Origin of the sequence: Novosphingobium sp. 1529, assembly GCF_040544855.1 — a bacterium.
Lineage (GTDB): Bacteria > Pseudomonadota > Alphaproteobacteria > Sphingomonadales > Sphingomonadaceae > Novosphingobium > Novosphingobium capsulatum.
This window is the reverse complement of record NZ_JBEPKW010000014.1, coordinates 1-20049: the sequence shown is the minus strand read 5'-3', so window position 1 is coordinate 20049 and position 20049 is coordinate 1. Positions and strand designations below refer to the sequence as shown.

Annotated in this window: 15 protein-coding genes and 1 pseudogene; 11 read left to right on the top strand and 5 right to left on the bottom strand. The window is 63.6% G+C overall.

All coding sequences use genetic code 11. The features are described from left to right. Positions 1-106 precede the first annotated feature (106 nt). From ABIC78_RS19230 to ABIC78_RS19215, 4 genes are all read left to right on the top strand, one after another. The gene (locus tag ABIC78_RS19230; RefSeq protein WP_168353157.1) at positions 107-1375 is read left to right on the top strand and encodes a TIGR04063 family PEP-CTERM/XrtA system glycosyltransferase; all 1269 of its coding nucleotides are present in this window, start codon (positions 107-109) and stop codon (positions 1373-1375) included. A 94-nt stretch (positions 1376-1469) separates the two neighbouring features. Then, complete coding sequence (locus ABIC78_RS19225) at positions 1470-2885, top strand: hypothetical protein (RefSeq protein ID WP_171799641.1); 1416 nt, start codon at positions 1470-1472, stop codon at positions 2883-2885. Positions 2886-3088: 203 nt separating this feature from the next. Then, complete coding sequence (gene gltB, locus ABIC78_RS19220) at positions 3089-7729, top strand: glutamate synthase large subunit (RefSeq protein WP_062787086.1); 4641 nt, start codon at positions 3089-3091, stop codon at positions 7727-7729. Between the two features lie 13 nt (positions 7730-7742). After that, positions 7743-9176, top strand: coding sequence for a glutamate synthase subunit beta (locus tag ABIC78_RS19215; RefSeq protein ID WP_171799642.1), 1434 nt, complete (start codon positions 7743-7745; stop codon positions 9174-9176). A 55-nt stretch (positions 9177-9231) separates the two neighbouring features. Here the strand turns inward: ABIC78_RS19215 and ABIC78_RS19210 are convergent, their stop codons facing one another. Continuing rightward, complete coding sequence (locus ABIC78_RS19210) at positions 9232-10272, bottom strand: Rieske 2Fe-2S domain-containing protein (protein WP_022677462.1); 1041 nt, start codon at positions 10270-10272, stop codon at positions 9232-9234. A 71-nt stretch (positions 10273-10343) separates the two neighbouring features. Here ABIC78_RS19210 and ABIC78_RS19205 point away from each other — a divergent pair, with 71 nt between their 5' ends. Next, a complete protein-coding gene (locus ABIC78_RS19205; RefSeq protein WP_171799643.1) occupies positions 10344-10901 on the top strand; it encodes a TetR family transcriptional regulator in 558 nt (185 codons plus the stop codon). Between the two features lie 5 nt (positions 10902-10906). Here the strand turns inward: ABIC78_RS19205 and ABIC78_RS19200 are convergent, their stop codons facing one another. The 4 genes from ABIC78_RS19200 to ABIC78_RS19185 are packed head-to-tail and all read right to left on the bottom strand — an operon-like array spanning position 10907 to position 14136. Then, positions 10907-11569, bottom strand: a complete 663-nt coding sequence (locus ABIC78_RS19200; protein WP_171799644.1) for a M24 family metallopeptidase — start codon at positions 11567-11569, stop codon at positions 10907-10909. Further along, entirely contained in the window at positions 11566-12255 is a 690-nt protein-coding gene (gene ung, locus ABIC78_RS19195; protein ID WP_171799645.1) for a uracil-DNA glycosylase, read from the bottom strand. Before ung ends, ABIC78_RS19200 begins: the two co-directional genes overlap by 4 nt. Before the next feature lie 43 nt (positions 12256-12298). After that, complete coding sequence (locus ABIC78_RS19190; RefSeq protein ID WP_171799646.1) at positions 12299-13105, bottom strand: class I mannose-6-phosphate isomerase; 807 nt, start codon at positions 13103-13105, stop codon at positions 12299-12301. After that, the gene (locus ABIC78_RS19185) at positions 13102-14136 is read right to left on the bottom strand and encodes a mannose-1-phosphate guanylyltransferase (RefSeq protein WP_171799647.1); all 1035 of its coding nucleotides are present in this window, start codon (positions 14134-14136) and stop codon (positions 13102-13104) included. The genes ABIC78_RS19190 and ABIC78_RS19185 overlap by 4 nt, the downstream gene beginning before the upstream one ends. A 304-nt stretch (positions 14137-14440) precedes the next feature. Between ABIC78_RS19185 and ABIC78_RS19180 the strand changes: the two genes are divergently transcribed. From ABIC78_RS19180 to ABIC78_RS19155, 6 genes and pseudogenes are all read left to right on the top strand, one after another. Then, positions 14441-15061, top strand: coding sequence for a ribonuclease D (locus tag ABIC78_RS19180; RefSeq protein ID WP_354491446.1), 621 nt, complete (start codon positions 14441-14443; stop codon positions 15059-15061). A gap of 27 nt (positions 15062-15088) precedes the next feature. Continuing rightward, positions 15089-15742, top strand: coding sequence for an LPS export ABC transporter periplasmic protein LptC (gene lptC / locus ABIC78_RS19175; RefSeq protein WP_171799649.1), 654 nt, complete (start codon positions 15089-15091; stop codon positions 15740-15742). Positions 15743-15788: 46 nt separating this feature from the next. Next, positions 15789-16391, top strand: a complete 603-nt coding sequence (locus ABIC78_RS19170; protein WP_354491444.1) for an LptA/OstA family protein — start codon at positions 15789-15791, stop codon at positions 16389-16391. A 100-nt stretch (positions 16392-16491) separates the two neighbouring features. Next, on the top strand, positions 16492-17514 hold the full coding sequence (locus ABIC78_RS19165; RefSeq protein WP_022677453.1) for an NAD-dependent epimerase: 1023 nt from the start codon (positions 16492-16494) through the stop codon (positions 17512-17514). Between the two features lie 940 nt (positions 17515-18454). Then, entirely contained in the window at positions 18455-19603 is a 1149-nt protein-coding gene (locus tag ABIC78_RS19160) for an acyltransferase family protein (protein WP_171799653.1), read from the top strand. A gap of 166 nt (positions 19604-19769) precedes the next feature. Continuing rightward, positions 19770-20049 (top strand): annotated as a pseudogene (locus tag ABIC78_RS19155) (IS66 family transposase); the annotation flags it as partial.

The following is a 20049-nucleotide window of genomic DNA, read 5'->3' as shown; positions in this document are numbered from 1 at the left end:
GTTGCGCGCCGCCTGCCATAGCCGCCGGGAATAGTGCCGCAGGGTTGACGCCGCGTTAAGCGAAGAATTTGCAGCGCGTTAAGGCTTGCTGTGCCAAGCATCGGGGATGGCCCGGATTCTCCACGTCCTCGATCACTCCCTGCCGCTACACAGCGGCTATACCTTTCGCACGCGCGCGATCCTCAAGGCGCAGGAAGGCCATGGGCTGGAAGTGCGCGGGCTGACTGGCCTGCGCCACGGTGTCTCCCCGACTGAACCCCGGCCCGAACCTGCGCCGGGCAGCGCACCGGGCGATGACCTGGAAATCCATGACGGCCTGCGCTTTCACCGCACCCCCGGCGTGGCCTCTGGCCCGCCGGGGGTGCGCGAATGGCGCGAGGCCGGGGCGCTGGCGGATCGCATCGTCGACCTGGCGCGCCAGTGGCGGCCCGACGTGTTGCATGCCCACAGCCCGGCGCTGTGCGGGCTGGCCGCGGTGCGCGCCGGCCGCCGCCTGGGGCTGCCGGTGGTCTATGAAATCCGCGCGTTCTGGGAAGACGCTGCCGTGGGCAATGGCACTGGCCGCGAGGGATCGGCGCGCTATTGGCTCACCCGGCAACTGGAAAACCGCGTCGTGGCGGGCGCCGATGCCGTCGTCACCATCTGCCAGGGCCTGAAGGATGATCTGGTGGCACGCGGCGTGGCCCCGGCCAAGATCACGATCATGCCAAACGGCGTCGACCTTGCTCTGTTCGGCACCCCGCCCGCGCCCGATGCCGCCTTGCGCGCGCAGCTCGGGCTGGGGGAAGGGCCGGTGATCGGCTTCCTTGGCAGCTTCTACCCCTATGAGGGTCTCGACGACATGATCGCCGCCATGCCGGCGATCGTGGCCGCAGTGCCCGGCGCGCGGCTGTTGCTGGTGGGCGGCGGGCCAGCGGCAGATGCCCTGCGCGCCCAGGCTGCGGCCAGCCCGGCTGCCCATGCCATCCATTTCGTCGGTCGCGTGCCGCATCACGAGGTGGACCGCTATTACGCGTTGGCCGACGTGGTGTGCTATCCGCGCAAGGCCATGCGCCTGACCGACCTGGTTACGCCATTGAAGCCGCTGGAGGCGATGGCCCAGGGCAAGCTGGTGGCGGCGAGCAACGTGGGTGGGCATCGCGAACTGATCGCTGACGGGCAGACCGGCACGCTGTTTGCGCCCGACGATCCGGCCGCGCTGGCCCAGGCCATGGTGGCGCTGTTCGCCCGCCGCGCGCAATGGGACGCGCAGCGCGCCGTGGCCCGCCGCTTTGTGGAAACCGCGCACGATTGGGCCGCCAACGCGGCGCGTTATCTTCCCGTTTACCAAGGCCTGATAGCCCAAGGGCTAGACACGCCTGGCCTGGCTGCCTGAATTGTCAGGATATTGGCTTTGGCGCAGGCTTGGGCAAAGACCGATTCGCGCCGGTTCGATGCGCAGGTGGTTGTACAAACGGGGGTAAGCACAGGTGACCAAGACCAAGCGCAAGGCCAAGGCCAAGCCGATCACCGCCCATCGCCTGTTTCCCGCCCTTGCCGCGCTGTGGTTTGCCGCGCTGTTCGGCTTGGCCAGCTTTGCCGTTCCGGTCGAACTGCTGCAGCGCGTGGTCGTTGCCAGCGGGCTGCCCCATCTCGTTGCGGCTGCCGCGCCGCCGCTCGGTTTTACCGCGCGCGCGCTGGTGGCCTCGCTGCTGACCGGTCTGGGCGGCGTCATCGGCCTGGCGCTGGGCCTGCGTCTGAGCGCCCGCCACCGGGTGGCGATCGATCCCGCCACTTGGGCCGAAGTGCAGGATGATGCGCCGGTCGCGCCTCGGGTGCGCGCGCGCGATGCCCATCCCGACGCCCCGCCGCGCCGCCCCCTGGTGGTGAGCGCGGACATGATCGATGAATCCGAAACCGCGATCCTGATCGATGAGCCCGCCAGCACGCTGCCGCGCCTGCGCCCCCTGGCGGCCGATGATGCGCTGTCGGCCGAGCTGGCCCCGGCGGCCTTCGATCCCTTTGCGATCTACGAGAACGAGGAAGAACCGGCCGACCTGTTCGTGCCGCCCGCGTTCCTGACGGTAGCCCGCGAGCAAGCGGCGCCCCGCGAAGAAGCCGTGGAAGCGCCGACTGAAATGCCGATCGTCGCTGAGGCAGAGGCGGACGCCGTGCCTGCGGCACAACCTGAAGTCGAAACGGCAGCCGCAGCTGAAGCCGAAGCCGAAGCGCAGGCAGAACCGGATGCTGTGAAAGAAGCGGACGTTGCAGCGCACGATCCCGCCCCGGTGGCGATGGCATCGCCCGCGCTGACGCCGTTGCTCTTTGCCAAGGCGCGTGACGCGATGGGGGAAAATGGGCCTTCGCCGGTCGCCCAGGCCGATCTCGATGGTCTGGGGCTGGTGCAACTGGTCGAGCGGCTGGCGCTGGCGATTGCCGACCACCGCCGCGCGCTCGACAGCGTCGCCGACGATCTGGCCGGGCTGGACGGCCGCGACGTGCGCGCCATGCCGCGCCCGTCGCGCCTCGGTGCGGCAGATGCTGACAGCACCGACCGGGGCCAGCCCGAAGGCGCGGTGCGCGAAGAACGCTATTCCTCGCTGCTCGACATGGCCGCGGCCGTCCGGCGGAGCGATCCGGCGCGCCATTTCCTCTCTGGCCGCGGTGCTGCATCGCCGCAGCCGGTTGTGATCTTCCCCGGCCAGGGCCGCGCCCAGCGTCCGGACGGTGATGAGGTGGCGAGCGCTGCTCCGGCGCCGTTCGAGCGGCCCTATCTGGCTGCCGTTCCCACCCGTTTTCAAGCGGTTGAAGACGAGGCCGAGGATGCCCCGCGCGATGCCGCCAGCACCGAACAGGCCCTGCGCGATGCCCTCGCCACGCTGCAACGGATGACTGCCCAACGCTGATGCTGTGATCGCATCGCCCTGCTGCGCTGCGACATTTCGGCATCGCATCCGTATTTCCCGGCACGGTTTCCCGTTTGGGTGGTCCTGACCGGTTGCAAAATAACTTTCCAACAGTCATGGGGGACTCTCGCGCAATTTTTGACGCATTCCGGCGTCGTGATTCGTGCGAGCTGTCTTTTTTGGGTGTAGGGACGATCAACGCGATGGGATTTCCGCCGGTTCAGGGCCTGTATGATCCGCGTAACGAGCATGACGCATGTGGCATGGGCTTTATTGCCCACATCAAAGGCGTCAAAAGCCACGCGATTATTGGCCAAGCCCTGGAGATTCTCCGCAATCTCGACCACCGCGGTGCCGTGGGCGCCGATCCGCTGCTGGGCGATGGCGCCGGCCTGCTGATCCAGCTGCCCGACCAGCTGTTCCGCAAGTGGGCGGCTGGCGAAGGCAAGGAACTGCCGCAGCCGGGCGACTATGCCGTGGCGATGTGCTTCCTGCCGCAGGATGAAGCCGCGCGCACGTTCGTGATCGAAAAGTTCGAGAAGTTCATCGCCAAGGAAGGCCAGGAACTGATCGGCTGGCGCGATGTGCCGACCACGCTCGATGGCCTGGGCAAGACCGTGATCGCCTCGATGCCGGTGATCCGCCAGTGCTTCATCAAGCGCGGCGAAAACTGCGCTGACCAGGACGCGTTCGAACGCAAGCTGCTGGCGATCCGCAAGCAGACGCAGAACCCGCTGGCGGCCATGGCCGAAAAGCATGGCCTGCCCGGCGTGACCGAGCTGTACATGCCCAGCTTCTCCTCGCGTACGATCGTGTACAAGGGGCTGCTGCTCGCTGGCCAGGTCGGCTCGTTCTATGACGATCTGCGCAACCCGGACTGCGTTTCGGCACTCGGCCTGGTGCACCAGCGCTTTTCCACCAACACCTTCCCCAGCTGGAAGCTGGCGCATCCGTTCCGCTTCGTGGCGCACAACGGTGAAATCAACACCGTGCGCGGCAACGTCAACTGGATGAACGCCCGCCGCCGCACCATGGAATCCGAGCTGCTCGGCCCGGATCTCGACAAGATGTGGCCGCTGATCCCGCATGGCCAGTCCGACACCGCCAGCCTCGACAACGCGCTCGAGCTGCTGGTCGCGGGTGGCTATGGCATAGCCCATGCGATGATGATGCTGATGCCCGAAGCCTGGGCCGGCAATGCGCTGATGGATGCCAAGCGCCGCGCGTTCTATGAATACCACGCTGCGCTGATGGAGCCGTGGGACGGCCCGGCGGCGGTGGCTTTCACCGACGGTCGCCAGATCGGTGCCACGCTCGATCGCAATGGCCTGCGTCCCGCGCGCTTCTCGATCACGCGTGACGATCTCGTCTGCATGGCCTCGGAAAGCGGCGTGCTGCCGTTCCGCGAGGAAGATATCGTGCGCAAGTGGCGCCTCCAGCCCGGCCGCATGCTGCTGATCGATCTGGAGCAGGGCCGCATCGTCGAGGACGACGAGCTCAAGGCCGAGCTGTCTGCCGCCGAGCCCTACGAGGAATGGCTGGGCGCGGCCCAGTACAAGCTCAAGGAACTCGAAGTGGTCGAGCCGGAAGTGGTGGCGCTGCCCGCGTCGACCGACAGCCTGCTCGATCGCCAGCAGGCCTTTGGCTACACCCAGGAAGACGTCACCAAGTTCCTGGAGCCTATGGCGGCCGTGGGCGAAGACCCGATCGGTTCGATGGGCACCGACACGCCGATTGCCGTGCTGTCCAAGCGCTCGCGCCTGCTTTACGACTATTTCAAGCAGAACTTCGCCCAGGTCACCAACCCGCCGATCGACCCGATCCGCGAGGAGCTGGTGATGAGCCTCGTCTCGATGATCGGCCCGCGCCCCAATCTGCTCGGCCACGATGCCGGCAGCCACAAGCGCCTGGAAGTGGATCAGCCGATCCTCACCAACGAGGACGTGGCCAAGATCCGCTCGGTCGAAGCCGCGCTCGATGGCGCGTTCCGCACCGCCACGATCGACACCACCTGGGACGCGGCCTCGGGCGCCGATGGCCTGGCCATGGCGATCAAGGAAATGTGCTGGGCGGCGACCGAAGCGGTGCTGGCCGACAAGAACATCCTGATCCTGTCGGACCGCGCGCAAGGCGCTGATCGCATCGCCATGCCGGCCCTGCTTGCGACCGCCGCCGTGCACCATCACCTGGTGCGCCAGGGCCTGCGCATGCAGACCGGGCTGGTCGTGGAAACCGGCGAAGCGCGCGAAGTGCATCACTTCTGCGTGCTCGCCGGCTACGGCGCCGAGGCGGTGAACCCTTATCTGGCGTTCGAAACGCTCGAGGCGATCCGCGTCGACAAGGGCCTGCCGCTCACGCCCTATGATGTTCAGAAGAACTACATCAAGGCGATCGGCAAGGGCATCCTCAAGGTCATGTCCAAGATGGGCATCTCGACCTACCAGTCCTATTGCGGCGCGCAGATCTTCGACGCCGTCGGCCTATCGTCGGGCTTCATCGACCAGTACTTCACTGGCACCGCCACCTCGATCGAGGGCGTCGGTCTCAAGGAAGTGGCCGAGGAAACCGTGCGCCGCCATGCCACGGCCTATGGCGACAACCCGATCTACAAGAAGATGCTCGACGTGGGCGGCATGTACCAGCTGCGCCTGCGCGGCGAAGAGCATGCCTGGACGGCCGGCAACATCGCCAGCCTGCAGCACGCCGTGCGCGGCAACATTCCTGAAAAGTACAAGGAATTTGCCCAGACGATCAACGACCAGTCGGAACGGATGCTCACCATCCGTGGCCTGATGGAGCTCAAGCCGGCCGACAAGCCGCTCAGCCTCGATGAGGTCGAGCCGGCCAGCGAGATCGTCAAGCGCTTTGCCACTGGCGCGATGAGCTTCGGCTCGATCAGCCGCGAGGCGCATACCACGCTGGCGATCGCGATGAACCGCATCGGCGGCAAGTCAAACACGGGTGAGGGCGGGGAAGAACCCGATCGCTTCAAGCCACTGGCCAACGGCGATTCGATGCGCTCGGCGATCAAGCAGGTCGCTTCGGGCCGCTTTGGCGTCACCGCAGAATACCTCGTCAATGCCGACGACATCCAGATCAAGATGGCCCAGGGCGCCAAGCCCGGTGAAGGTGGCCAGCTGCCGGGTGACAAGGTCGACAAGGTGATCGGCAAGACCCGCCACTCGACGCCGGGTGTTGGCCTGATCTCGCCGCCGCCGCACCACGACATCTATTCGATCGAAGACCTTGCCCAGCTGATTCACGATCTCAAGAACGTGAACACCAAGGCGCGCGTCTCGGTAAAGCTGGTGTCGGAAGTGGGCGTGGGCACCGTGGCTGCGGGCGTGTCCAAGGCGCGTGCCGACCATGTCACGATCTCGGGCTATGAAGGCGGGACCGGCGCTTCGCCGCTGACCTCGCTGACGCATGCCGGCAGCCCGTGGGAAATCGGCCTGGCGGAAACCCAGCAGACCCTGCTGCTCAACAACCTGCGCAGCCGCATCTGCGTGCAGGCCGATGGCGGCCTGCGCACGGGCCGCGACGTGGCGATCGCCGCGTTGCTCGGCGCCGACGAGTTCGGCTTTGCCACCGCGCCGCTGATCGCGGCCGGGTGCATCATGATGCGCAAGTGCCACCTCAACACCTGCCCGGTGGGCGTGGCCACGCAGGACCCGGTGCTGCGCGCGCGCTTCACCGGCCAGCCCGAGCACGTGATCAACTACTTCTTCTTCGTTGCCGAAGAGCTGCGCGCGATCATGGCCGAGATGGGCTTCCGCACCATTGCCGAGATGGTCGGCCGGGTTGACCGGCTCGATACCCGCAAGGTCGTCGCCAACTGGAAGGCCCAGGGCGTCGATCTCACGCGCCTGCTGCACAAGGTGGAGCCGGTGGCAGGGACCAGCCTCAACTGGACCGGTCATCAGGATCACGGCCTTGATGCCGCGCTCGACAACGATCTGATCGCGGCGGCCGCACCGGCGCTGGAAGCGGGCGAGGCGGTGCGCATCGAACGCCCGGTGATTAACGTCAACCGCACCGTGGGCGCGATGCTCTCGGGCGAAGTGGCGCGGCGCTATGGCCACGCCGGCCTGCCCGACAACACGATCAACATCGCGTTCAAGGGCGTGGCGGGCCAGTCGTTCGCCGCATTCCTCGCCCATGGTGTCACGCTCGATCTGGTCGGTGATGCCAACGACTATGTCGGCAAGGGCCTGTCGGGTGGCCGGGTGATCGTGCGCCAGCCGGCGCATGTCGACCGCGAGGCAGCCGAGAACATCATCGTCGGCAACACCGTGCTCTATGGTGCGATTGCCGGGGAAGCGTTCTTCAACGGCGTGGGCGGCGAACGCTTTGCCGTGCGCAATTCGGGCGCCCTCGCGGTGGTCGAAGGCACAGGCGACCATGGCTGCGAATACATGACCGGGGGCGTCGTCGTCGTGCTGGGCAAGACCGGCCGCAACTTTGCCGCCGGGATGTCTGGCGGCGTGGCCTATGTCTATGACATGGACGGTAACTTTGCCTCGCTCGTCAACGGTGCCATGGTCGACGTGCTGCCGGTTTCGGCTGACCGCGACGAAGACGACGGTGCCGGCCGCCCGCAACAGCGTGGAGTGGACGTCAACGACTTCGGCATGGGTGACATGCTGCGCCATGATGCCGATCGTCTGCGCGTGCTGATCGAGCGCCACCTGCTTCATACCGGGTCCAAGCGGGCCCGCGCGATCCTCGACAACTGGGATCAGGAAGTGGTGCGTTTCGTCAAGGTCATGCCGCGCGACTATGCGCGTGCGCTCCGCCAGCTTGAGGCTGAACGCCTTGAAGCCGCGTCGGTCGCTGCGGAATAAGGAATAGAATACAATGGGTAAGGCAACCGGCTTTCTCGAACTCGATCGCAAGGACCGGGGCTATGACGCCCCGGCCGAGCGCCTCAAGCACTATCGCGAGTTCATCGTTCCCCATGACGAAGCCTCGCTCAAGGGCCAGGCCTCGCGCTGCATGAACTGCGGCATTCCCTATTGTCACAACGGCTGTCCGGTGAACAACCAGATCCCGGACTGGAACCACCTGGTCTACGAAAGCGACTGGCGCGAGGCGCTGGACAACCTGCACTCGACCAACAATTTCCCCGAATTTACCGGCCGCGTCTGCCCCGCCCCGTGCGAGGCCGCCTGCACGCTCAACATTGTCGACCAGCCGGTCACCATCAAGTCGATCGAATGCGCCATCGTCGACAAGGGCTGGAAGGAAGGCTGGATCGAGCCGCAGGTGCCGGCGAAGAAGACCGGCAAGTCGGTGGCAGTGGTCGGCTCGGGCCCGGCCGGCATGGCCGCCGCGCAGCAGTTGGCGCGCGCTGGCCATTCGGTGACCGTGTTCGAAAAGTCGGATCGCGTTGGCGGCCTGCTTCGCTACGGCATTCCCGACTTCAAGATGGAAAAGCACCTGATCAACCGTCGTCTCGTACAGATGATGGCCGAAGGCGTGGATTTCCGCACCTCGGTGGAAGTGGGCGTGACCGTGTCGGTCGACTCGCTCAAGGAAAACTTCGATGCCGTGGTGCTGTCTGGTGGCGCCGAAGATCCCCGGCCGATCGGCATCCCCGGCTTCGAACTGCCGGGCGTGCGCTTTGCCATGGAATTCCTGACGCAGCAGAACAAGCGCGTGGCCGGTGACGATGAAATCCGCGCCGCGCCGCGTGGTTCGCTCACTGCCACGGGCAAGCACGTTGTGGTGATCGGCGGCGGTGACACCGGCTCTGACTGCGTTGGCACGTCGAACCGCCAGGGCGCCCTCTCGGTGACCCAGCTCGAAATCATGCCGCGTCCGCCCGAAAAGGAAGACAAGGCGCTGACCTGGCCGAACTGGCCGCTCAAGCTGCGCACCTCGTCCAGCCACGAAGAAGGCGTGACCCGCGAATTCGCCGTGCTGACCAAGCGCGTGGTGGGCCAGAATGACGTGACCGGCCTGGAATGCGTGCGCGTCGTATGGGTCGACGGCAAGATGCAGGAAGTGCCGGGCAGCGAATTCGTGATCAAGGCCGATCTCATCCTGCTCGCCATGGGCTTTGTCGGCCCGCGCAAGCAGGGCCTCCTCGAACAGGCTGGCGTGGAACTTGATCCGCGCGGCAACGTCAAGGGCAACACGGTCGATTACAAGACCAGCGTGGACGGCATCTTCGCTTGCGGCGACATGCGCCGTGGCCAGAGCCTGGTGGTCTGGGCGATCCGCGAAGGTCGCCAGTGCGCCCGCGCCGTGGACGAAGCGCTGATGGGCGTGACCGAGCTGCCGCGCTGAACGGCCGCAGCAGCATCGAACCAAAGGAAGGGCGCCCGCAACGGGCGCCCTTTGCTTATGCGATAGCCGCTTGTTCGGCGGCAGCCATCTTTTCGACCAGGCGGTTGAACAAGGTGATGCCGCGATCATGCACGGTGGGCATGACCCGGGGATGCGCGGTTTGCGCGATGACCCGGTGCTGCGCCTCGATCATGGTCTTGTCTTCGGCAAAGGCTTGGCCAGCCATTTCCATCAGCCGATCGCGCAAGGCTTCATCGCCAAAGCGGCGATGGGGACCCCAGGAAAAGAAATAGCGGGCGGTGGTCTCGGTCATCGGTGTCACGGCCTGGCTGGTGAACGTGATGCCGCCGGTTGCCAGGGCATCGTCGGGTTGGCCGTAGCCGCAGGCCTTTGCCGTACCCAGTGGGAAGGTTCCGCCGGTCATCAGCAGCACCCCCGGCAGCAGAAAATCATAGGTCATGTAGCTGTCGATCGGCGTTGCCGAACTGCGCGCCGATGATCCCAACGAGTTTTCGATCCAGCGCTCGTAGCGTACGCCGCGCGATATCGGGGTAATGCGCGCAGGCGAGTTGGCAAATTCGGGTCCGGAGCCGAAACTTTGCGTATGCACGAACGACAAGTGGCTGAAATCGAGCAGATTGTCGTTGATGAGCCGGGCCGGCGCGGCATAGTCCAACTGTCCATGGCCCAGCACATAGTCGGGATGATCGAGGCCGACCGCCGGCGGAATCAAGGTGTGATCTGCCTGGACCGGGTCACCTGGCCAGATCCACACCCAGCTATGGCGCTCGACAACGGGATAGGCCTTGACCCGCGCCTGGGCCGGTATCGCGTCCTGGCCCGGTATGGCGATGACCTGCCCTGCGCCGTTGAACAGCAGGCCGTGATACATGCAGCGCAGATTGGCGCCTTCGCAGCGCCCGAGGGATAGCGGCGCCATACGGTGCACGCAGCGGTCCTCCAAGGCGAAGAGCTGCCCCGTCGCATCGCGCCACAGCACGATCCGCTCGTCCAGAATGGTCAGGGCCTGCGGAACCTGCACGCCGATATCCTGGCTCCACGCTGCGACATACCAGGCGTTGCGCACATAAGGCATGGCTCTCTCCCCTTGATTCTGCTGTCTGATCTTGGTTGACTTAACAGTGTTAAGGAGTCAACCCGGCAAGCATGAAGACCCCAGCACAAGGCAGCCTCGATCGTGCCCACCTCGTGACGACGGCGTTTGTCCTCCTGGAGGACGAGGGGCTGGATCGGCTGAGCATGCGGCGATTGGCGGCGCGCCTGGGCGTTCAGGCGCCCGCGCTCTATTGGCATGTGCGAGACAAGGGCGAACTGCTCGGGTTGATGGCGAGCGCGATCTATGCCGCCGGCTATGCCGGCGTCGGTGATGTGCAGGGAGACTGGCGCGCCTGGCTACGCGCTTTCGGGGCAGCACTGCGCGGCAGCCTGGCGGCGCATCGCGATGGCGTGCACCTGTGCGCCGGGGCGCATCCGGTAGCGCAGGGATCTGTTGAGGAGCAGGCCCGCCGCATCGCCGCCCCAGTGGTGGCGCTGGGCCTCACGCAGGAGCAGGCCCTGGCCTATCAGGCTGCGGTGATTTCGTTCACGCTGGGCTGGGCGACCTTCGAAGCCAATGGTCCGATGCGCGATCATCTGCACGCGATGATGGATTTTCCCGCTGCGTTCACGACCGGGCTCGATGCCCTGGTGCGCGGCCTGGGTTGAGCCATCTAGACCAACAGGTCTTCGTAGAACGCCCCGAACGCCCGGGTGGGGTGGCGGATCTGGATTTCCAGGATCCACAGGCCAGCGGTGGGCAGGCTGTCAAGATTGCCGAGCTTGCCCGCTAGGCGTGAGGGGTGGGGGTAATCGGCCACGCGGTGGCCGCGCACGTCGAGGTTGAGTTGCCACCCCATGGCCGCCGCTTCTTCCGCTGCCCGTGCATAGAGCGCGGTGCCGCGGATCGCGCCGTGATTCCAGATGGCGGCCACGCGGTGCCACAGGTCGCGCGCGGCCGCGGCGCAGGCGTGCATGTCCGGGTCTTCGCCCACCGCATAGCTGGCGCCGACATCGGCCTCATGGCCCAGGAGAACGGGGCCGATGTCGATGAAAAAGATGTCGTCCTGGCCAAGTGCGAGGTCTTCGCCGCCACGGTCGCTGAAGACGCGCAAGGTGTTGGCACCAAAACGCACCATCATCGGGTGCCAGGCCTCGCCCATGCCCAGTTCGCCAAGAACGGCTTGGCCGATCGCTCTTGCCTCGCTCTCGCGCAGGCCAGGGTGCATGGCCGAGGCAATCCGCTCCACGGCGGTCCAGGCCAGGGCCTGGGCCTGCCGCATCGCCGGCAGCGACCAATTGGGCCCAACCGAATCGGCGCCGGTCGGGGCATTCATGGATCGACCCGCCAGTCGATCGGCGCCTGTCCGTGGCTCTCCAGGAAGGCGTTGGTCTTGCTGAAATGGCGGCAGCCGAAGAATCCGGCATGGGCCGACAGCGGGCTGGGATGCGGCGCCTTGAGCACGAGATGCGCACCAGAGGCGAGGCCGGGCACGCGCGCGGCCTTTTTCTGGGCGTGGCTGCCCCACAGCAGGAACACGATGGGATCAGGCCGCGCTGCCACGGCGGCAACCGCCGCATCGGTGAATTCTTCCCACCCCTTGCCCTGGTGCGATCCGGCTTGGCCTGCCTCCACCGTCAATGCGTTGTTGAGCAGTAGAACACCCTGCCGGGCCCAGTGAGTGAGATTGCCATGGGCCGGCCGGGGCAGGCCCAGATCGCTTTCCAGTTCCTTGTAGATGTTGACCAGGCTGGGCGGCACTTTCAGCCCGCGCTGCACCGAGAAGGCCAGCCCCATCGCCTGGCCCGGGCCATGGTAAGGATCCTGCCCCAGGATCACCACTTTCACGGCCGGAAGCGGCGTCAACTCCAGCGCGGCAAGTCGCTCGCCCCGTGGCGGATAGATTGTCTTGCCTGCGGCTTCCTCTGCTTTCAGGAAACCGCCGAGGGCCCGTAAGGGGCGGCTGGCCAGGACAGGATCAAGGGCCGCAGCCCAGCTATCAGGAACCGAAGAAGCGCTCATGCCCCGGGCCTATCACGGACAAGGCGATGCGCGCTATCTTCAATCAGGTGGCGGGACGCACGATGATGGCCTGGCCCTGGGGATCGAACGTCAGTGCATCGATGCTTGCTGCCGAAGCGCAGTCGCCTGGATTCAGCACGTCGTCGCCCAGCGTGACGCTGCCGCTGCGCGGGATGACCAACAATGGGCCGGCATATTCGGCACGCAGCGCCGCGTCGGGTACGCCCTGCAGCCGGTGCGCTGTGAAATAGGCGCCACGCGCCAGTTCCACAGTGCCGGTATCGGGAATGTGCCGGTGCAGTGCGGGATCGAGCGGTTCGCCACGCGACACAGCGATGCCGGCATCGAGATGCAATTCGCGCGGGCGGCCATAGTCATAGAGGCGATAGGTAATGTCGCTGTTCTGCTGGATCTCGATCACGCTCACGCCGGCGCCAATCGCGTGCACCGTGTTGGCCGGGATATAGAAGAAATCGCCCGGCTTGACCGGGTGCCACACCAGCATGTCCTCGATGCTGCCATCGAGCGCTGCCGCACGCATGGTGTCATGGTCGACATGGCCCTTGAAGCCGACGCCCAGTGTGGCCCCGGGTTCAGCAGCGATGACCAGCCAGCATTCTTCCTTGCCCCGGTCCTTTTCGCCCGCAGCTGCCGCTTGCGCATCGCTCGGGTGAACCTGGACCGAAAGCTTCTCGCTGGTGAAGATGTACTTCACCAGCAGGTTGGGAGCATCGGCCGGCGGTTCGAACCAAATCTCGCCGATGCGCTTGCCTTCGGGCGCGGAGAACGGGGCGGGAAGAACATCCTTGCCCCAGGGCTTTTCAACTTCGCGGATCGGCAGCTTGCTCATTGGTTGGCGGCCCCTTGCAGTTTGCCGACAAGTTGCGCGCCTTCGGGCGTGCACACCAGGATTTCGTCGCCATCGACGACTACGATGAGATTGCTGGCACCGACCACCGACACGCGCGGGCCATCGGTGTGAACCAGCACATTGCTGCAGTTCTTCAATTCGACCCGGCCCTTGGTGGCATTGCCCACGTCGTCCTTGTCGAGCGCTTCGTGCAGTGCCTGCCAGTTGCCGATATCGGACCAGGCCATCGTTGCCGGCACCATGGCGGCGCGGTCGGTCTTTTCCATCACGGCATAGTCCACCGATTCGCCCGCGATCTTGGCAAACTCGGCCGGATCAGGATGGAAGGCGTTGCCGTCGGCACGGCCCTTGTCCACCGCCGCGCGCACCGCACCGGCAATATCGGGGCGGTGCTTGTCGAGTTCGTGGAGGAAATGGCCGGCGCGGAAGGCAAAGATGCCACCGTTCCAAGCATAACCACCATCCGCGAGGAAGGCTTGAGCGCGTTCAAGATCCGGCTTTTCGACAAAGCGTTCCACCTTGCGGCCGCCGCTGCCTTCGATCGGATCGCCTTGCTTGAGATAGCCAAAACCCGTTTCCGGGGTGGTGGCGGCAATGCCGAAGGATACCAGCCAGTCGTCGGCGGCCAGCTTGGCCGCAGCCTTGGCCGAAGCCTGAAAGGCATCGCAATCGCCGATATGGTGATCGCTTGGGCAGACCAGCATGATCGCATCGCCCGGCAGGCGCAGCGCAGCGAGCGCGATGGCCGCTGCGGTGTTCTTGCCTTCCGGTTCCACGATGATCTGGCTGGCGGCCGGATCAGGCAACTGGTCGACCACATGATCGAGATGTTGCGCGCCGGTAACCACGATCGGCGGCGAAAAGCCAGCTTCGATGTTGCAGCGCAGCACTGAAGCTTCGAAAAGGGTCGTATCACCGACCAGCGGCAAGAACGGCTTGGGCTTTGCCTTGCGCGAACGGGGCCACAAACGGGTGCCATTGCCGCCGCACAGAATAACCGGTGTGATCATGGTCTTAGACGTTCCTGATTGCTTGGTCCCAAGTGCCATTTTCTGGCGCTTTACGACAACTTGTCTTAGTCTGCCGAGTTAAATGCTGCGTTGGAAAGACGTGCCTTTCCGGCGGGCTGATGCGGCACCGCCGCCCAATTCTAGAGGACGGTGTAGAGAGCTGCAACGGACAATACGCTGCAACACGGAATCGCGATTGTGCGCCGCGCCGCATTTTTCGCATTGCGAGCGAATTCGCGTGCCCAGCTGAAGGGGAGAGCCCTTGGGCTTGCCGGTCGCGCTGAACCGGCCTAAGCACGCGGACATGGCCGTTTATCTGCATGAACAAGACCTGCCTTCCGCTGATTTGCTGGCGCCGGGCATCGTAGCTGTCGATACCGAGACGATGGGGTTGATCACGCCACGCGATCGGCTTTGCGTGGTGCAGATTTCCGACGGACAGGGTGACGAACATCTGGTGCGTTTCAACGTGGGCAGCGATTACGCAGCTCCGAACCTTTGCGCGGTCCTGTCTGATCCGACCCGTCTCAAGCTCTACCACTTCGCTCGTTTCGATCTGGCGGCCATCCACCATTACCTCGGTGTGATGGCAACGCCAGTGTTCTGCACCAAGATCGCCTCCAAGCTGGTACGGACTTATACGGACCGGCATGGCTTGAAAGATCTCGTGCGGGAGCTGCTGGGCAAGGAGCTTTCCAAACAGCAGCAGTCCAGCGATTGGGGCGGGGCGGTGCTGAGTGAAGCTCAACTCGAATACGCCGCGTCCGATGTGCGCTATCTTCATGGGGCCCATACCATTCTCGTGGAACGCCTCGCACGCGAAAAGCGTTCCGAGATCGCCCAGGCCTGTTTCGACTTTCTGCCGACACGGGCCCTGCTCGACATCGCTGGCTGGGCCGACCGCGATATCTTCAGCCACGAGTAAGCCTGCACCTGCCATGATCTTTACGCCATGACTATCCAGGCAGAACAGATGCGCAGCCGCCGTCGGCACATGGCGGCACCGGGCGGGCGGCATGATCGCACCGTGCGCGTGCTGGCCATAGTGTTGCCTGGCTTGATCGGTGTGCTCTTGGCGGTGATGGTGTTGAGCCCACTGGCCCCGCGCGGCGAGATCAGCTTTTTGCTTGATCGCACCAAGGTGGCGGTGGTGCAGGATCGCCTCAAGGTCGTCAGCGCGATGTATCGCGGCGCAGATAACAAGGGGCGGACCTTCTCGGTAACCGCCGGCAACGCTGTGCAGCATTCGGCCGCGCAGGATGTGGTCCAACTCAAGGATGTGACCGCTCGCGTCATGCTCAAGAATGGCCCTGCGATCCTGACGGCGCAACAAGGCGCCTATGATTTCGGTAAGCAATTCATCAAGGTGCCGGGCGTGGTCAATTTCGAAAGCTCTGACGGCTATCGCATGATCACCGACGGTGCCTCGATCGACCTGACAAAGCGGCAACTGGTCAGCGATGGGCACGTCGATGGCCGCCTGCCCACCGGCACTTTTTCAGCAGACCGCATCGTTGCCAATCTTGACGATCGGGTTGTTACGCTGGAAGGGCATGCCCACATGCGGATGGATCAGGGCAAGCTGCCGCTGCCGGCCAAACCCTGAGGCTTGTCACGCCGTACCGCGCGATTCGATGAGGACAACGCTGAAGATGATTGACCCGCTTCCTTCCTCGCCGCGCACCACTGGTCGCGTGTCCACGCGGGTTCTGGCACTGCGTTCGCTGGCCTGCGGCTTTGCCCTGTCGGCCGCGGTGGTGGCCGGGGCTTCGCATATCGATGCGCAGACCTTTGGCAAGCACAACTCCAACGCGCCGGTGAATTTCGGTGCAGACCGCATGGAGTTGCAGGACAAGCAGAAGCGCGTGGTGCTGACCGGCAATGTCGATATCACCCAGGAAGACTTACGGCTCCAGGCAGCGCGTACGACGCTCGCCTATACCGATGCGCAGACGGTGCAGGTGCAGCGCATCGATGCGGCCGGCGGCGTGGTGGTGACACGAGGCGACCAGCGCGCCAGCGGCAACACTGCCGTCTATGATATTCCGCGCAAGATCATCACCATGGTTGGTAACGTCGCGCTGCGCCGGGGCAAGGATACGCTCAACGGCGGCCGCTTGGTGATCGACCTCAACACCGGGCTTTCGAGCGTGGATGGGCGCAGCGGCGGCGCGCCGAGCGGTACGGGCGGCACGACCACGACATCGAGCGGCCGCGTTACCGGCACGTTCAACGTCGCCAAGAAGGCCAGCTGACCGCTTTCCCAGACGCGGGCGTGCGTTACACTTTGTTCGCTTCTGCCGGCTATGGCGGGAGCGAGCGCGCGGCGTTGTTGCCCGAAAATGGAGATGCGGCTTGGCTACCCTGGTTACCGGCAATGCCGGCTTCATCGGCTTTCACACCGCCAAGACCTTGCTCGAACGCGGCGATGCCGTGGTCGGTCTGGACGTGGTCAACGATTACTATGATCCTGCCATCAAGGAAGCGCGGCTCAAGATCCTTGCGGAAACCGCCGCTCGTACCGGATCGCCCTATCGCTTCTTTCGCGCCAATCTGGCCGATCGCGCCGCGGTAGAGGAAGCGTTTGCCCAAGGCGGGGTGCGCCGCGTGGTCAATCTCGCGGCACAGGCGGGCGTGCGCTATTCGATCGAAAATCCCCACGCCTATGTCGAAAGCAACATCGTGGGCTTTACCAATATCCTCGAGGCGTGCCGCCATGGTGGGATCGAGCATCTCGTCTATGCCTCAACCAGTTCGGTCTATGGCGCCAACAAGGCGATGCCGTTCAGCGAGCACGTCGGCGTGGACCATCCCCTGCAGTTCTACGCGGCCACCAAGAAGGCCAACGAGCTGATGGCGCACAGCTACAGCCATCTCTATCGACTGCCGACCACTGGCCTGCGCTTCTTCACGGTCTACGGCCCCTGGGGCCGGCCGGACATGGCGCTGTTCCTGTTCGCCCGGGCCATTCTCGATGGCACGCCCATCAACGTGTTCAACCACGGCAACCACACGCGCGATTTCACTTATGTCGACGATATCGTTGCCGGGGTGATCCGCGCGCTGGATCGCCCTGCCAGTCCCGATCCGGCGTGGGATGCGATGAAACCGGATCCAGCCACCTCGGACGCGCCCTATCGAATCTACAACATTGGCAACAATGCCCCGGTCAAGCTCACGGCCTATATCGAAGCGCTGGAAGAGGCGCTCGGGCGCAAGGCAGAGCGCAATCTGCTGCCGTTGCAGGCTGGTGACGTACCCGACACCTTTGCTGACGTGTCCGATCTCGAACGCGAACTGGGATATAAGCCCGCGACCCCGGTTCGCGAAGGCGTGACGCGTTTCGTTGACTGGTATCGCCAATACCATGGAGTGTGATGGTTTGTTCGTAAAACGGGTTGAGTGCTATCGGCTGGTTGGCCCTTCCAGGCCCCCGCGAAATGCTTCTGCCCAAAGATGACCGTGCCCTCGGAGATGATGGCTGTAGCGGCTTAGAATGCGCAATGTCGGGTGCCAGTTTCGCGGCGAGAAGCGCAGGAGTGCCACTTATGCCTTGACCACCGTCCTGGGCGCGGGGCCGCTTTAGCAGTTCAGCAGTTGGGAAGCAGGCTGTGCCAAATGCTCCATGGCCTTATGAAATCCGCTAGCGCCTGTTGCGCTAACCGGAGCTTGCCCATGCCATCCGCCGCAGGACAAATGGTCCGGATAGACTACGTTGGAGCGCATGTGGGTGGCATCAGACGAGGCTGGGGTAGAGAAGAACCGCGATGTCGCGTCCTTCGTCGCGCCCACAACCGAAATGGATGCCACCCTGCATCGACCCAAATCACCTGCCGACTTGCAATCGGCCATCAATTGTCGACGTCCGTGTTCGGATGAACAAAGACCTGCAATACTACGCGCAAAATCCGCTGCCCTGGTCGGCAGCACGCCGGATAGTTGTTCATACGCGCTGCCACCGTCTCCCCACCTCCTTGCCGTGGCAAAACTATTGCAGGCAGCATAGGAAAGTGCCTCACAGCGCCAGGCCTCGCCAGCAAGATTGCCTGACGCCGGGGGCTGGAAAAAAGCAAAAAGCGAGGCCGAAGCTGATCTCTGCTACGCCAGTTTCCGGAGCCTGTCAGGGCATGAGCAGGTGTGCCAAACGTCTTGATGGTCCCTGCTAATTGCGGCATCGCCGAATAAATCGCAGGGAACGCGTCATGGCATGCGCAGACAATTTGATCTTATTTTGTTCGCAGCCGCACGCAGTGGCAACCCACTCCGCTTCATGGTCAAGCGCGTTCGTCGCTGATCGTCTCTATGAGGTCTCGACACGGTGAGCAAAGGGCTTTCATCATTTTTCGACGCCTCCCGCTGGATCGCCGCACTAATGGTGCTGATCTATCACGTGCGGCTCCTGATATTACTGAGCCCCAATCAAACCGAGGTCCGCGGCATCCTTTTCAAATTGATCTATTTTGTCACCGGTTTCGGCCATGCTGCCGTGATGATCTTTTTTGTCATCAGCGGATATCTGGTAGGGGGGCTAACAGTAACCCGCCTTCCCGAGCGCGGCTTTCATCTGGCGCGCTTTGCCGCCCACCGTGCCAGCCGCATATACACCGTGTTGATCCCGGCGTTGGTCCTCTGTGGACTTCTCGATCTAATCGGGCTTAGATTTCTCAACCAGGATGCGATCTATAACGCGGGCGCCACTAGTCCGATTGCTTCGTTGCAATTCGTTGTCGCAGATAACCTAAACATCCGGACGTTTCTCGGTAACATTCTTATGTTACAAACGCTCGATGGAAGCATCGTTCATGTTTTCGGGAGCAATGGTCCATTGTGGAGCCTTGCTTATGAGTGGTGGTATTATTGCTTATTTGCCGCAGTGATGGTCGCCGCGACTCGGCGTCATGTTGTCGCTCGCGTGGTTGGAGCGGTGGTGTTTGTAGTCATCATTACGAACTTGCCTCATGAAATTATCATGCTTGCACCAATTTGGCTTATGGGGATTATGGCCTGCCTATACAACAGGTCAAATCTGTGGAAGCCGCCATTTTGGTTGGGGCTGGTGATTATGTTCAGTGTACTGACTTACGTGCGCATTCAGCATCCATCCACCGGTGCTAGTGGGGGCAGCCAGCTGGTGTTCGCTTTCAACGATTTCATCGTTGGACTTGGTTTCGCAATCGCTACTGTGGCTTGCTCAAATCGGCAGCGGCCACTTGCCTTTGGTGTCTTGCATCGGACATTGGCAGATTTTTCATACTCGACCTACCTGTTCCATTTTCCGATGGTCTTGTTTGCTGTAGCGGTGGCGAAAGTTGTCTTTGGCATACCTTTTGCCCAAAGGCCAAACTTGCTATCTATAGGGTGGCTATTTTTCCTGGTGGTCATTATTCTGTCTGCTTGTTTCTTCTTGTCTCGTTTCACCGAGCGGAATACCAATGCTGTACGGGACAAACTTTTATCTTGCCTGTAGTTGTCGAAAATTTTGATCTATTATAATAATACGTCGAACCGATCGTGATAACGTTCGGTTCCAGTAAGGATTCGTCTCGCGTTGTCATCTGCCGCGGCCGCGTAACTGCTCAGGTGGTTGGCAAAAAGGGCTTGCGCGTGGGGGCAGGCGATGATTCAAACTACCCATGGCACCGCCCCCGCTTCATGTCCTGACCGAGGCCGAGAAGAACGATCTGCTGCTTGCGCAGCATGAGATGATCGAGCGGATGGCTGCGCGGATTTCGGAACTGGAGGCGCTGGTGGGCAAGCCGCACAGGACCTCGAAGAATTCGCATATCCCGCCCTCGAAGGACGATTTCGGCAAGGGCGGCCTGGAGGCGGCGGCAGGGGTGGCAAATCCAAGGGAGGCAAGCGTCCCTCGCGCGAAGGCAAGCACCGCCTGCTGGCCGAGGCGCCGGACAAGAC